General features: G+C 48.8%; 9 protein-coding genes. 8 read left to right on the top strand and 1 reads right to left on the bottom strand.

The window, feature by feature from the left end:
* The first annotated feature begins 49 nt into the window (after positions 1-49).
* The 7 genes from QL234_RS27875 (at position 50) to QL234_RS27845 (ending at position 10,478) form a co-directional block, all read left to right on the top strand.
* Positions 50-403, top strand: coding sequence for a hypothetical protein (locus tag QL234_RS27875; protein WP_281561035.1), 354 nt, complete (start codon positions 50-52; stop codon positions 401-403).
* 196 nt (positions 404-599) lie between these two features.
* Positions 600-1,157, top strand: coding sequence for a DUF411 domain-containing protein (locus QL234_RS27870; RefSeq protein WP_281561034.1), 558 nt, complete (start codon positions 600-602; stop codon positions 1,155-1,157).
* On the top strand, positions 1,157-2,653 hold the full coding sequence (locus QL234_RS27865) for a TolC family protein (protein WP_281561033.1): 1,497 nt from the start codon (positions 1,157-1,159) through the stop codon (positions 2,651-2,653). The genes QL234_RS27870 and QL234_RS27865 overlap by 1 nt, the downstream gene beginning before the upstream one ends.
* 2 nt (positions 2,654-2,655) lie before the next feature.
* Positions 2,656-4,653, top strand: coding sequence for an efflux RND transporter periplasmic adaptor subunit (locus QL234_RS27860; protein WP_281561032.1), 1,998 nt, complete (start codon positions 2,656-2,658; stop codon positions 4,651-4,653).
* Between the two features lie 3 nt (positions 4,654-4,656).
* A complete protein-coding gene (locus QL234_RS27855) occupies positions 4,657-7,794 on the top strand; it encodes an efflux RND transporter permease subunit (protein ID WP_281561031.1) in 3,138 nt (1,045 codons plus the stop codon).
* Between the two features lie 105 nt (positions 7,795-7,899).
* Entirely contained in the window at positions 7,900-8,640 is a 741-nt protein-coding gene (locus QL234_RS27850) for a PepSY domain-containing protein (RefSeq protein WP_281561030.1), read from the top strand.
* Positions 8,640-10,478 (top strand): 2Fe-2S iron-sulfur cluster-binding protein, encoded by a 1,839-nt coding sequence (locus QL234_RS27845; protein ID WP_281561029.1) that lies wholly within the window; start codon positions 8,640-8,642, stop codon positions 10,476-10,478. Before QL234_RS27850 ends, QL234_RS27845 begins: the two co-directional genes overlap by 1 nt.
* Before the next feature lie 307 nt (positions 10,479-10,785).
* Here the strand turns inward: QL234_RS27845 and QL234_RS27840 are convergent, their stop codons facing one another.
* The gene (locus QL234_RS27840) at positions 10,786-10,995 is read right to left on the bottom strand and encodes a cold-shock protein (RefSeq protein ID WP_044836178.1); all 210 of its coding nucleotides are present in this window, start codon (positions 10,993-10,995) and stop codon (positions 10,786-10,788) included.
* Positions 10,996-11,965: 970 nt separating this feature from the next.
* On the opposite strand from QL234_RS27840, the gene QL234_RS27835 reads away from it, so the two are divergent.
* Positions 11,966-13,984 carry a methyl-accepting chemotaxis protein gene (locus tag QL234_RS27835; protein ID WP_281561028.1) on the top strand — a complete coding sequence of 673 codons (2,019 nt, stop codon included), beginning with the start codon at positions 11,966-11,968 and terminating at the stop codon, positions 13,982-13,984.
* Positions 13,985-14,119: the final 135 nt, after the last annotated feature.

Genomic DNA, 14,119 nt, shown 5'->3' with positions numbered 1-14,119 from the left:
GCTATCCTTTATGCTGATCCCGATTTAAGCCAATGAATGAGTTCCTTTGATGAAAAGCAAGCTAATAATAGTGACCCTGTTGTTGCTGACCCTTATCGGTCAGGCGACTCTGGCGATTGCTATGCCTTGCTCTGAGATGGAAACTAGTCACCATGCCATGTCGATGGATATGGACATGCCGATGGCGCATATGGACAGCGCAGCTGACAGTCATGAACAAATGATGTCTGATTGTTGCGATCCCGAATGCCAGTGCCCTATGGGGGGATGCCTGTCCGCTTCATTAGCGGCTGCCCCGCAAGTTAAATCTCTGGCCCTGCTATCCGAAACCCTCAGGGAGCGGGCTTTTCCTGCGATAAGCCAACCCCCCAACTCTCCTTATTATCCTCCTATTGCCAGCTAATTAGCATAGATCCGTCTTTAATTCGGCGGATAATCAATACCAGTTCGATGTATTTAGTGGAGTTTAACTCCTTTATGTTAATTGCTGTCAGCCTGAAAAATTCAGGCCTGCCAGCTGGAAAATAGCGCTGATTATTGCTTTCCCGGGTAATGCTTACCTGGTTTTGTTTACCGGGAAATGGCGCGCAGGAGATATTATGTTTTTTAGTGCAAAATTTTTACCTTCAGTTGTGCGATATGGTTTCGCCGTATCAGCTTTTTTAGTGCTTGGCGCCTGCAGTGAGGTGAGCGAATTGCCGCCAACGCAGGAGGCAGCAGTAAAGGCCGAAAAAGTGGTGAGCCTGCCGGAATTAAAGGTTTATAAACGGGAATCTTGCGGCTGTTGCCAGAAATGGATCGACCATGCCAATGAAACGGGCTTTTCTTCCCGTGTTTATAATCACGATGCCTTGTCTGCTTTTAAAGTAGAGCAGGGCATTAACCCCAGGTACCACTCCTGTCATACCGCAGTATCAGAGCAGGGCTATATTTTTGAAGGCCATATTCCGGCGAAATATATCCAACAATTTCTCAGTGAAAGAGCGGGGCGTGAAAAAAGCGATCAGGTTTTAGGCCTGGCAGTACCTGCTATGCCGGTGGGCAGTCCGGGTATGGAAGTGGGGGAGCAATTTATGCCGTACCAGATCTTATTACTAAAAGGAGACGGTAGCTCGGAAGTTTATGCCAAAGTAAATACTTACCGGGAGCAGTTCTGATGGCTTTTCTATCCCGGTACTTTAAAGCTGTGCCTTTGGTGTCAAAACCGGTGCCGCTAAAGGTGTTTGCCAGGACAGTTATTGCCGGTGCTATCCTGAGCCTGAACAGCCAGTTAAGTTTTGCCGAAGAAGCTGGCCAGGCGGCAACACAGCCTTTGTCCTTTGAGCAAACCATCAAGCGGGCGCTGGCCAATGATCCCTGGCTCAATGCCAGCCGTTATCAGCAGTCTGCACTGGAATCCATGAGCCGCTTTTCCGCAACCTTGCCGGACCCTAAAGTCTCCGTGGCACTGGCGAACCTGGGCACAGATAAGTTTGACTTTGAACAGGAAGCCATGACCCAGCTAAAAGTTGGTGTCAGCCAGATGTTTCCCCGCGGTGACAGTTTGCAGATCAAACAGCAACAGTTGACTATCCAGAGCCAGCAATATCCGCTGCAACGGCGCGACCGCGAAGCCAAGGTGACGGTAACCGTCGGCAGTTTGTGGCTTGATGCCTATCTGGCTCAGGAAAGCATTGCCCTAATCGAAAAAAACTACGCCCTGTTTGAGCAGTTATCTGATGTTGCCCAGGCCAGTTATTCTTCCGCTTTGGGGAAAACCCGGCAGCAGGATATCGTGCGCGCCCAGCTGGAATTAACCCGGCTGGAAGACCGTCTGGTACAGCTAAAACAGAAGCAGCTGGTGTATCAGCAAAAACTCAACCAATGGCTGTTGGCCTATCAAGAGGGGCTGGAGTTAAATCAGGCTTTTTTACCGGCGGATTTGCCCGGGAGCTTTTCATCCGGCGTTATCTCTTTGGGTAAACAGATGCCCGAACTTGAGTTGCTCAGGGCTGAGTTGCTAAGCGCCAAGCAGCAGATCCCAGCGCAGCAGCTGGCCAGGGAATTGATGGCACATCCGACACTGGCGGTTTTTGATAAGAAAATCCAGGCGGCCGATCAGGGCATTAAGTTGGCTAAACAGAGCTATTTGCCACAATGGGGCGTGAATGCCAGTTATGGCCTGCGTGGAGATGATGCCATGGGCAATAACCGTGCGGATCTTTTTTCCGTAGGGGTGACCTTTGATTTACCGCTGTTTACCGAAAACCGACAGGATCAGTTGGTGCAGGCGGAGGTTTTTAAAAGCGAAGCCATTAAAACCGAAAAGTTACTCTTGCTAAGGCAGCTGATGTCGGCTTTTTATGCCGGTCAAGCAAAATTAAAGCGCCTGGAGCAAAGAAGTTATTTATATCGGGATGAATTGCTGCCACAAATTCACCTGCAGGCGGAAGCCAGTCTGACCGCCTACACCAGCGATGATGGCGACTTTGCCGAGGTGGTTCGCGCCCGTATTGCCGAACTTAACGCCGAAATTGATGCTCTGGCCATTCGGGTCGGCATCGAAAAAACCATTCTTGAATTAAATTATCTGTTTATTAATGCTGTTGCGGTCGGGCAAAGCCATGTGCCGGCCAATAGATCTTCTGTTGTAACAGCAGGTGGAGTAAGTTGATCATGAAAAATATTACCCCAATCGCTTTAGGCGTACTTTTAGGCACGGCAGCTACCCTGGCGGTCACACATTTTATCGCTGCGCCCGAGGCAGAGCAAAGCGCCGCCAGCGTTGAAAAAAAGCCGCTTTATTGGGTGGCCCCCATGGATGCCAACTATAAACGGGATAAGCCGGGCAAATCCCCCATGGGCATGGATCTGGTGCCCGTCTACGATGATGGCGGCTCCGGGCCGGATGAAGGGGCGGGTACCATACGTATTTCCCCCGATGTTATCAATAACCTGGGGGTGCGCACCGCAGAAGTTGCCTATCAGGCCTTGCAGGGACGGATAGAAACCGTTGGTTATATCAGTTATGACGAAGATAAACTGGTGCATATTCATCCCCGTGTCGACGGCTGGATAGAAAAGCTTTATGTCAAAGCCGTGGGCGAGCCGGTGAAAAAAGGCCAGCCCCTGTATCAAATCTATTCTCCCGAGCTGGTCAACGCCCAGGAAGAGTTATTGTTGGCGCTGGATCGCAAAAACCGCCGCCTGGTTGAGGCGGCAGAAAACCGTTTAGTGGCGCTGCAGTTGCCGACGGCAGCAATTGCCCGTTTGAAAAAAACCAAAAAGGTCAGCCAGACGGTGACTTTTTATGCGCCGCAAAACGGCGTGATTGAAAACCTGTATATCCGGGAAGGTTTTTTTGTTAAGCCCGGTACCATGATGTTATCTATCGGCGATTTATCCGAAGTCTGGGTTGATGCCGAAGTTTTTGAACGTCAGGCGGCCCGGGTGAAAGAGGGCGCGGAAGTAACCATGTCATTGGATTATATCCCGGGTAAGACCTGGCAGGGTAAGGTGGATTATGTCTATCCGACCTTAGACCCCAAGACCCGTACCGTGAAGGTCAGGTTACGTTTTAGCAATGAAGAAGGGGAGTTTAAGCCGAATATGTTTGCCCAGGTGGCAATCAATACCGGCGGTGATGAAAAAGCCTTAATTATCCCGAAAGAAGCGCTGATCCGTACCGGTAGCCAGGACCGTGTGGTCCTGGCATTAGGGCAAGGCAGTTTTAAATCGATCGAAGTCAAAGTTGGCCGGGTTGATAGTGAGCATGTGGAGATCCTTTCCGGACTGGCATCAGGAGAGCAGGTGGTCAGTTCGGCCCATTTCCTGCTGGATTCAGAATCAAGTAAGTCTTCTGATTTTAAACGTATGAGCCTGATGTCTTCGCAAGAAGCGGCGGCGGTGCCGACTAAAGTGTGGGTGGAAGCGACTATTCGGGAATTGATGTCGGGACATCGCATGGTAAATCTGACACATCAGGCGATTGACGCCTGGGATTGGCCGGTAATGACCATGGATTTTACCGTGGCGGACTCTGTTGATTTTTCCAAGCTCAGTATCGGTTTAACCTTACATATTGAGATAGAGAAAATGGCCGGGGGCAAGTACCAAATCAGCAATATGCACATTCCCGGGGAAACCGAAGGCATGGCGGCCATGAAAGCGGGAATGGCGGCGATGGACCATAGCCAGCATCAGATGGGGGAAATGGACCATAGCCAGCACCAGATGGGGGAAATGGACCACAGTCAGCATCAGATGGGGGAAATGGACCATAGCCAGCATCAGATGGGGGAAATGGACCATAGCCAGCATCAGATGGGAGGAATGGATCACAGTCAGCACCAGATGGGAGAAATGGACCACAGTCAGCATCAAATGAAACCACAGCAAAAGGTGAGTTCGGCCACGGTTACCGGGGTTATCAACTCGCTGATGCCGGGCCGCAACATGGTCAATATCAGCCGCGGCGCCATTGAAAAATGGCAGCGGGGACCGGCAACCCTGGACTTTACCCTGGCTCAGGCGCTGGATATCGGTCAGCTGAAAGTGGGACAGGAGATCTTGTTTACCTTCGAGATCCGCAATGGTGAGTTTGTTATCACCGAGATTAATCGTCCGGAACAAGCGTCGATGGCGGCGGAAAATCACGCAAGTCACCAGGAGTAGAAGATGATCACGGCTATTATTCGCTGGTCGGTGCTGAACCGATTTTTTGTACTGCTGATGACCTTCATTCTGGTAGGTATCGGCTTATATTCATTGCAAAAGACCCCGGTAGATGCGCTGCCGGATCTTTCCGATGTCCAGGTGATCATCAAAACCTCTTATCCCGGGCAGGCGCCGCAGGTGGTGGAAGATCAGGTGACTTATCCCCTGACGACCGCTATGTTGTCGGTGCCGGGGGCCGTTACTGTCAGGGGCTATTCCTTTTTTGGCGACTCCTATGTCTATGTCATTTTCGATGACGATACCGATCTTTATTGGGCCCGAACCCGGGTACTGGAGTACCTGAGCCAGGTGGCGCCGAATCTGCCGCCGGCGGCAAAGCCGCAGTTGGGCCCGGATGCTACCGGGGTCGGCTGGGTTTATATCTATTCCCTGGTCGATAAAACCGGCAAACATGATATCAGCCAGCTGCGCAGCCTGCAGGACTGGTTCCTGAAATATGAGCTGCAAACGGTTGCCGGGGTTTCCGAAGTCACCGCCCTGGGGGGCATGGTCAAGCAGTACCAGGTGAAGGTTAACCCGGATAAATTGCGTGCCTTTGGCATTCCCTTATCCCATATTCAAGCGGCGATCAAACAGGGTAACCAGGAAATCGGCGCTTCCGTGGTGGAGATGGCGGAAGCCGAGTATATGGTCAGGGCCAGCGGTTACCTGAAAAATGAGCAGGACCTTGGCAATATCCCTTTGGGGGTCAATCAAAACGGTACGCCGCTGTTGCTTAAGGATGTTGCGGAAATCGTGATAGGGCCGCAAATGCGCCGGGGTATTGCCGAGCTAAACGGCGAAGGTGAAACCGTCGGCGGCATTATTGTGATGCGCTTTGGTGAAAATGCCCAACAGGTGATCGACGGTGTTAAAGAAAAGCTTGAGCAGTTAAAGCAAGGTCTGCCGGAAGGGGTGGAAGTGGTTACCGTTTATGACAGATCGGGTCTGATCGAGCGGGCGGTAAATAACCTGGCCTACAAGCTGGTTGAAGAGTTTGCCGTGGTGGCCCTGGTCTGTATCGTGTTTTTATTCCATGTACGTTCTTCCCTGGTGGCCATTTTCAGCCTGCCCGTGGGAATTTTAACCGCTTTTGCCGTGATGTATTTCCAGGGCCTTAATGCCAATATCATGTCGCTCGGGGGCATCGCCATAGCCATCGGCGCCATGATAGACGGTGCTATCGTGATGATAGAAAACATGCACAAGCACATGGAGAAAACGCCGCTCACCAAAGAAAACCGCTGGCAAATTGTCGCGGACTCTGCCAGTGAAGTCGGTCCGGCGCTGTTCTTTAGTTTGTTGATCATTACCGTCAGTTTTGTCCCTGTTTTTACCTTGGAAGCGCAGGAGGGGCGTATGTTTGCGCCGCTGGCTTTCACCAAAACCTACGCCATGGCGGCAGCGGCGGCGCTGGCCGTTACCCTGGTGCCGGTCTTGATGGGCTATTTTATCCGCGGGCATGTCTTGCCTGAGCATAAAAACCCGGTGAACCGGCTATTGACCTTTTTGTACTTACCGGCGTTAAAAACCGTATTGAAGTTTCCTAAAGTGACTCTGCTGGCTTCCCTGTTGGTATTGGCTGTGGGGGTATGGCCGCTGGAGAAAATCGGCAGTGAATTTATCCCGCCGTTAGACGAAGGGGATTTAATGTATATGCCCACCACCTATCCGGGTATCTCTATCGGTAAAGCCAGGCAGTTATTGCAGCAAACCGATAAGTTGATTGCGACCGTGCCTGAGGTCGAAACGGTATTCGGCAAAGTTGGCCGGGCAGAAACCGCCACAGATCCTGCGCCGTTAACCATGATAGAAACTTTTATCCGCTTAAAACCCAGGGAAGAGTGGCGTGAAGGGGTTACCACCGAATCGCTGAAGCAGGAGCTGGATGCGCTGGTGAAGTTGCCCGGGGTAACCAATGCCTGGGTAATGCCGATCAAAACCCGTATCGATATGCTGGCTACCGGCATCAAGACGCCGGTGGGTATCAAAATCGCCGGACCGGAATTAAGTGAAATCCAGGCTATCGGCCAGCAGCTGGAAACCATCTTAAAAGATGTACCCGGCACGGCCTCCGTTTATTCTGAGCGGGTAGCCGGCGGCCGTTATATCAAGGTGGATATTCAGCGGGAAAAAGCGGCGCGTTACGGTTTGAATATCGCCGAAATCCAGCAGGTGGTGGCAACCGCTATTGGCGGCATGAATGTTACTTATACAGTGGAAGGACTGGAGCGTTATCCTGTCAGCCTGCGTTATCCGCAGGATTATCGTGATTCACCGGAGCAGCTGGCATTATTGCCGATAGTGACACCCAACGGCCAGCGGATCTCCCTCAGCGATGTCGCCAATGTCTTTGTCGAAGACGGACCGCCGGGCATTAAAAGTGAAAATGCCAGGTTAAACGGCTGGGCCTTTATCGATATCGAAGGGATAGATATCGGCACTTATGTGGTTGATGCCCAGCAGGTGGTGCGGGAGCAATTAAAGCTGCCACCGGGTTATTCCATTACCTGGTCGGGACAATACGAATATATGCAAAGGGCCAAAGCGAAACTGACCTATGTCGTGCCGTTAACCCTGGCCATTATTATCGTGCTGTTATATATGAATTTCCGCAATATCATTGAAGTGGCGATTATTATGGGCACCTTGCCGCTGGCGATGGTGGGCAGCATCTGGCTGATGTATTTAGAGGGATATAATTTCTCGGTAGCAGTAGGGGTTGGCTTTATTGCTTTGGCGGGGGTCGCGGTGGAAATAGGCGTGATCATGCTGGTGTACCTGAACCAGGCCTACAAAGAAATGCTGGCGGAGTGTGATGCCAAAGGCACTGCTGTGACCCGGGAAGGCATTTTACAGGCGATATTGCACGGCGCCGGTTTACGGGTGCGTCCGGTGATGATGACGGCGGCGGCAATTATTGTCGGCCTGTTGCCGATTTTATATGGCACGGGCACAGGTTCAGAGGTGATGAGCCGTATTGCCGCCCCTATGGTGGGAGGTATGGTCAGCGCCGTGATCTTAACCTTGCTGGTGTTGCCGGCCATTTATTATCTGTGGCGGGTGAATTCGGTGAAAACCCGGCGTTTATCGCATTAAAGGGTAGGCTTGGCAAACAGCCAGTGGTATAAATCTTGTTGTTTAAGTGAATAACTTAATTGGAGTGGAAATGTTAATGGATGTCGTTAAATGAAGATGTTAAAAATGAGTCGTAAACTTCATAAATGGCTGATGCTGTTTATCGGTATCCAGTTTGTGATTTGGTCGGTCAGCGGCGCCTATATGGTGATCTTTGATATCGACTATATCCATGGTGATTCCCTGGTGCAGCAGCATCAGGATGTTATCAATGACAAGCAAATCAACTTCTCCCTTAAACAAGTACTTGACCGCTACCCTGGCTCTGAAAAGCTGTCTCTGGGCAGCTTTGGCAAACAGCCGGTTTACCGCTTTAGCCATGACGGGCAGCAGTATATGATCAGCGGAGTTAACGGCGACTTGCTTTCGCCGATAACTCAGGCCCAGGCAAAGACCGCTGCCCGCTATTATTACAGCGGCTCAGGTGATATCGCCGAGGTGGAGCTTATTAGTGACAATCCGCCGTCAGAGCTCAGTAAGCGCCACTTACCCGTTTACCGGGTTAACTTCGATGATTTTGCCAGTCCGTCCCTGTATATCTCACAATTAAGCGGTAAGGTGGTGAGCAAGCGCCATGAGTTTTGGCGTGGCTTTGATGTGATGTTTATCCTGCATGTGATGGATTACCAGGACGGAGATCCCGATAATAAACTCCTGTTAGTGAGCAGCTTGCTTGGCCTGTTGGCGGCGCTTACTGGCCTGGTGTTGGTGTATTTCAAGGTCTTTCGTAAAAAGGCCCTGGGGAGAGGCGGCGACAGCCAAAAGCTGATGGCAACTCAAGTTCACCTTAGCAAGGAGTCGGTGTAATGCAGTACTTGAAAGCACTCCATAAATGGAGCTCTGTGATTGTCGGTATCCAGTTATTGCTTTGGCTGATCAGCGGTTTTTATTTCGTGGTGATGGATCATCAAGGTGCCCGGGGCAGTGCATACCGGGTGCGGCCGCCGGTGCAGGAAATTGATCATCAGCGCCTGGTGGAACCCGCCCTGATATTGAGTCAGCAACAAGGCAGTGTTGCTTTACAGCAGATCAGCTTGTTGGGTGTGCCTTATTACCTGTTAACCCATGAGCAGGGGTTATACCGGCATTTTAAAAATGTTTATAGCCTGGTCAATGCCTATACCGGTGAGCTCACCCGGATAAATAAGCAATTGGCATCGGCAGTGGCCTTGTCCAGTTATAACGGACCGGGCACTATTGTCTCTGCGGTAAAGCTGGAGCCGCCGGTAGCGGACTTACCGAAGGAGAAAAACACCGTTTGGCAGGTGAATTTTGATGATGATATCAATACCAGTGTTTACCTGGATGCCGGTTCGGGACATGTTATCGGTCACAGCAATGACGATAAGCGTTTTGCCGATTTTTTCTTTATGCTGCACTTTATGGATTATGGTTCGGTTAAAGGCTTTAACAACATCCAAATCATTTTCTTTGCCGTGGTTACCCTTTTCCTGTCACTGACAGGCTTTATCTGGACCATCAACCTTATCGCGAATGGTCGCTATGCTTTACCCTTTGTTGGCGGCAAGAAAGCTATCGAGCTTATCGATAACAATGATCTCAGTATTGGGGAACGCAGCTTTTCGCCTCAGCAAACCTTGCTGGACGGTTTGATCGAGCACGACATTGCCCTGCCGTCCAGTTGTGGCGGCGGCGGCACCTGCGGCCGCTGCAAAATATTGACAGACCCGGCCGTAGTCGCAGGCGCTGCAGATAAGCATTATTTTACCGATCAGGAGCTGGCGCTTGGCTACCGCCTGGCATGCCAGCACAAGGGGACTGAAGTCAGTCGTTTGAAATTACTTGATGCAGTAAATGCCCGTAAGCATCAGCTGACGTTAGTCAGCAACGAGTTTATCAGCCCGAGCATAAAAGAGTTGCGCTTTAAGCTCTGTGACGCTAGCCCACTGGAATACCGGGCGGGAGCCTATATGCGCTTCTTTATTCCCGCGGCCAAGGGCTGCTCGGTGCCGTTAAGGCTGCCGGAAGCCTTTCAGCCCCACTGGCACCATATTGAACAGCTGGAATACCAGCATTTGGCCTGTAGCCGTAGTTACTCGCTGGCCAATTATGGTGGTCAGCAAGAACTGGTTTTTACCATCAAGTATCAGTCGGCACCGAATAACCGGGTATTACCCGGGGTAGGCTCCAGCTATTTATGTAACCTTGAGGAGGGGCAAAACATAGAGGCTGCCGGGCCTTTTGAGGATTTTTATGCTGAAAATGTCGATGAAGGGCAACAGGGTAAAACTCGGGTGATGATAGGGGCAGGTGCCGGTATGGCGCCGTTAAAAGCCTTGATTTACGAGCAGCTGGAAAAGTTTAACAACAAGCAGCCGCTTTATTTTTATTTCGGTGCCCGCAGCGAGCAAGATTTGATCTATTACCGGGAATTTAGCGATTTGGCTCAGCACTATGACCATTTTCACTATCTGCCCACCTTATCCCGGGCAAGTGACAGCTGGCAGGGAGCCAGGGGGTATGTGCAGGAGGGAGTTAAAGCTAAGCTGGCAAGTTTAAATAATCTGGAAAATATAGAGTTTTACCTGTGCGGTCCGGCCAATATGATGTCGGATACTATTGCCATGCTCACAGCATCCGGGGTGAAACCGGCGAATATTGCTTTTGATGACTTTAGCCGATGACTTGGATATGTTATCTGCACGGGGGAAGAGGTTATAAAATTAAGCCTTTGCTTCTGTTACATAGCTAAATAACAGTTAGGGTTAGTACTTGTGTGCTGGCCCTTTTTATCTTCAGGACGAAGGGGATGCTGTGCTGACAGGGAAGTCATGGAACAGATATTGCCCGAAGAAACAGATAAGCAATAGCAAGCTATAAATATTTCTATTAGAAATAAGAGGTTTGGAAAAAGTAATGGAAGTAGAAGAAAGTGAGGAAGAAAAGATAATCGGTGAAACAGCTAGATGCTGTTCCACCTAGCAAAAGCGATTATAAAACTGTTACGTTTTCCGCTTCTGGACCTTTTTGTCCTTGCTTAACGCTGAAGGAAACAGCTTGACCGTCACTTAAAGTGCGGAAGCCACTACCTGTGATAGCGCTAAAGTGAACAAAAACGTCTGGACCATTTTCTTGCTCGATGAAACCGAAACCTTTAGTTTCATTGAAAAATTTTACTTTACCAGTAACTGTATCTGACATACCAACATTTTCCCGTAAGTCAATTAATTAAATATTTTAGCCCGAAGGCCATTTCCACGGAGTAAATGCCCTCTACCTTTAAAGTAAAGAAAGAGGAAGGAACCAGATAACCCACACCGAAGTGCTTGGTAAACCTACAACAAAAGTTGGTATAAACCTTCATCCGCAACGCAAGAACTCAACGCGTGAAAAATCTTAGCATATCCGTTTCAAATAATCCCTACTAATTTAGAAAAAAATTCAATAATTTATCTGCAGTTAATTAATGTTTTGCTTTGTAATTGTTTATTTATCTTAGCTGGCGAGGGGAACTTAAATGATTTTTTCTGGTCTGATCACTTTTTGACGACAATCTTCGGACTATTACAGTGTCATGTTTTTTAACAATAAAGTCTCTGGAGGCCAGAAAAAACGGGGGGATGTTGACCGAACGGTCAAGATTTTTGCAGGATTTTAGCTGATCATTTTGCTGGAAATTCTGCTTGATTTTTAGGCTGTAAGATTGCCGGTAAAAAAATCAGATATTCTGACTTTATTGATGAAAAATGAGTTCATTTCTATCGGTATTGTTTTCTTTTCCTGGGGGCTTTACTTTTTATCGTTATCTTTGTTGATGGCTTGAGTCGTCGGAGAGGCTTAAGTCATTTTTTATTTATTCATTTTCATCTTGTTTAAGCTTACTGGTCAACCAGGGCTTTTCTTTTTTTATTTATATTATTCAAGTGTTTATGTGGTGTCTGCTGTGTGTTTTTTTATAACACATAGCGTATGTCGTTTCTAATCTATTGTTATTTAAGCTTTTTTCTTTTGCTTTTTCCTGTGGGCAAAAATTTGCTTGCTATAATTTATGGGTTCGAGCAGGAAAGTAAAGCTGAAGGAACGAGTTAATAATCGAATCAATCCGAGTTGTATATTTGATAATAAAATTTGCCGGTTTTTAAGTTGGCATACATAACAGGTTGAGAAATATATGAAATTAACAATAGGTAAAAAGTTAGGTTTGTCTTTTGGTGTAATATTGTTTTTGATGATTATCTCTGGTGGCGTGACCTATACCTTGGTACTTGATAATGAAAAAGTTCAGCATCAAGTTGTTGATTTAAGGATGAAAACAGTTTTATTGGGTAAGGATGTCACTAACGGTATTAATACTTCGCTGGCGGCATTACGCGGTTATATGATCCTGGGTAAAGATCCGGCCAAGGCTGGGCTAATGCGTAATGCCCGCGCTGACGCCTGGCAAACAATTGAAGCATCGATAAAGCAGTTTCAACAACTATCCAAAAACTGGACCGTACCGGCGAATGTAAAGCGTTTACAGGGCATCAGGCAAGAGCTGGATGTTTTCAAACAAGCCCAGCAGGAAATTGAAGATATCGCCCATACCAGTAAGAATATCCCTTCTTATGACTTGCTGTTAAGCCAGGCGGCTCCTAAAGCCGAAATTATGCTGACCAGTATTACGGCAATTATAGATGAAGAGTCCGGCTTAAAGGCGACGACGGCGCGTAAGAACCTGTTGAAAAACCTGGCGGACACCCGGGGATCTTTTGCCATAGGGCTGGCAAATATCCGGGCTTATTTATTATCCGGGGACGAAAAGTTCAAAGATAGTTTTAATGCCAGGTGGCAAGTGAATGAAGCCAGGGTGAATACCATCAATAGCAGTCAATTGGAGTTGTTCACAGGGACGCAAGCTGGTCACTGGCAGACCTTTTTACAGACTCGCCAGCAGTTTGCCCCTTTACCTGAAAATATGTTTGCCTTGCGCAGCGCCTCTGACTGGAATCAGGCAAATTACTGGCTGGGCACCAAAGCCGCCCCGGCAGCGCAAAAAATCCTGGCCCTGCTGGATGAAATGAAAGCCTCCCAGGAGCGGCTGTTACAAACGGATGCCGAAGAAGCTGCCGATCTGGTACAGGCATTAAAAATCAATTTAATTGTTCTGACCCTGATTTCGCTGGCCATAGGCATTATTAGTGCGATGGTGTTTAGTAAAGATTTACTGCAGCGGTTAGCGGTGATCTTAGCCCGTGCAGACAAGATTGCCGATGGTGATATGACAGGTAAAGATTTGGCTATTAAAGGGCATGATGAGCTGGCGAATTTAACGATAGCGGTAAATAAAATGTCTGATTCGTTAAAATCCCTGGTGGAGCAAACGGCGGATTCCATGGTGGATGCTTCAAAGGGAACCGATAAGATCTCCAGTGCCAACCGGGATATGGCGTCAAGTATTGAAAACCAGGTGGGGCAGATGGCACAAATTGCCGCAGCCATAGAAGAACTTTCCACTTCATCGGTGGAAGTGTCCGGTAACTGTAATGATGCATCACAAAGCGCTTCTGATGCCGCCAGATTAGCGCAATTTGGCGGAGATATTGTCAAGCAGACCTTAACCCATATGGAAGCCATTAAAGTTGCTTTTGATAACAGTGCCAGTGCGATTGCCACCGTCAGTAACCACAGTAAGGAAATAGAAGAAATCCTGAGTGTTATCAAGGGAATTGCGGATCAAACCAATTTACTTGCCCTTAATGCCGCGATTGAAGCAGCCCGGGCGGGAGAGCAGGGGCGCGGCTTTGCCGTGGTGGCGGATGAAGTGCGCCAACTGGCCAGCCGCACCACGAGCGCAACGGTCGAAGTAGAAAGCGCCATAGATACCATGCGCAGGGAAACCGATAATGCCGTGGTTTTGATCAATGAAAGCGGCGGAGAAATTGCCAATGGCGTTGAGATGTCTAATAAGGCTGCCGGCTCCTTAGGGGATATCATTGTCAGTGTTGATGAGGTGGTGGCTAAGATACAGGCAATTGCCGCGACTGCCGAGCAGCAAACCATGACGACTGCGGAGATTGCCCAAAATGCAGACATGGTTTCCAGCATCACCCAAGAGGTACAAACCGGGGTTGGCAATGTGGTTGAACTGTCGGAGATAGTTACCCGGGATACCAGCGATCGTTCCGCTAAACTCTTGGCCATGATTTGAAGCTAGATATACAGGCTTTAGGCATCTGAAAAGTAGATAAAAAAAAGCCGCTTTATGCGTAATGCCAGTCAGTTAAGCTGACTGGCATTTCTTTTATTCTTCGGATACTTAGAAGGCTTTGTTTTTACCCACCTT

It is taken from the genome of Thalassomonas sp. RHCl1 (assembly GCF_947387555.1).
Classification (GTDB): Bacteria; Pseudomonadota; Gammaproteobacteria; order Enterobacterales; family Alteromonadaceae; genus Thalassomonas.
This window is presented reverse-complemented; position numbering and strand designations above follow the sequence as displayed.

Coding starts and splice junctions, on each gene's coding strand:
- QL234_RS27835 (WP_281561028.1), top strand. CDS start 11,966: ATGAAATTAACAATAGGTAAAAAGTTAGGTTTGTCTTTTGGTGTAATA.
- QL234_RS27860 (WP_281561032.1), top strand. CDS start 2,656: ATGAAAAATATTACCCCAATCGCTTTAGGCGTACTTTTAGGCACGGCA.
- QL234_RS27875 (WP_281561035.1), top strand. CDS start 50: ATGAAAAGCAAGCTAATAATAGTGACCCTGTTGTTGCTGACCCTTATC.
- QL234_RS27850 (WP_281561030.1), top strand. CDS start 7,900: ATGAGTCGTAAACTTCATAAATGGCTGATGCTGTTTATCGGTATCCAG.
- QL234_RS27840 (WP_044836178.1), bottom strand. CDS start 10,995: ATGTCAGATACAGTTACTGGTAAAGTAAAATTTTTCAATGAAACTAAA.
- QL234_RS27845 (WP_281561029.1), top strand. CDS start 8,640: ATGCAGTACTTGAAAGCACTCCATAAATGGAGCTCTGTGATTGTCGGT.
- QL234_RS27870 (WP_281561034.1), top strand. CDS start 600: ATGTTTTTTAGTGCAAAATTTTTACCTTCAGTTGTGCGATATGGTTTC.
- QL234_RS27865 (WP_281561033.1), top strand. CDS start 1,157: ATGGCTTTTCTATCCCGGTACTTTAAAGCTGTGCCTTTGGTGTCAAAA.
- QL234_RS27855 (WP_281561031.1), top strand. CDS start 4,657: ATGATCACGGCTATTATTCGCTGGTCGGTGCTGAACCGATTTTTTGTA.